This is a genomic window from Idiomarina sp. ST10R2A5 (assembly GCF_051842325.1).
GTDB classification, from domain to species: domain Bacteria; phylum Pseudomonadota; class Gammaproteobacteria; order Enterobacterales; family Alteromonadaceae; genus Idiomarina; species Idiomarina abyssalis.
In genome coordinates this window covers 1-240 of sequence record NZ_JBNIEX010000074.1, presented here as the reverse complement: position 1 = coordinate 240, position 240 = coordinate 1, and the positions used below count along the sequence as shown (strand labels likewise).

At 69.6% G+C, this 240-nt stretch carries 1 protein-coding gene; it reads left to right on the top strand.

What is annotated here, in order from left to right:
- Positions 1 to 240 (top strand): FAD-binding oxidoreductase (locus tag ACP7FG_RS13180; RefSeq protein WP_439226658.1); only part of this gene is annotated, 240 nt, incomplete at both ends.

The following is a 240-nucleotide window of genomic DNA, read 5'->3' as shown; positions in this document are numbered from 1 at the left end:
CAGCGAGGGGACCCTCGGCGTCATCGTCGAGGCCACGGTCGGCCTCGTGACGATGCCCGAGGAGACCGCGCTGGTGCTGTACTGCTTCGAGTCGCTCGTCGACGCGATGGAGGCCGTCCCGGAGGCCCTGGAGTTCGACGTCAGCGCCGTCGAGTTGATGGACGACGAGGTGTTCCGGCTGGCCGCCGAATCCGACGGCTACAGCGAGTACGTCGAGCCGATCCCCGAGGGGACGGCCGC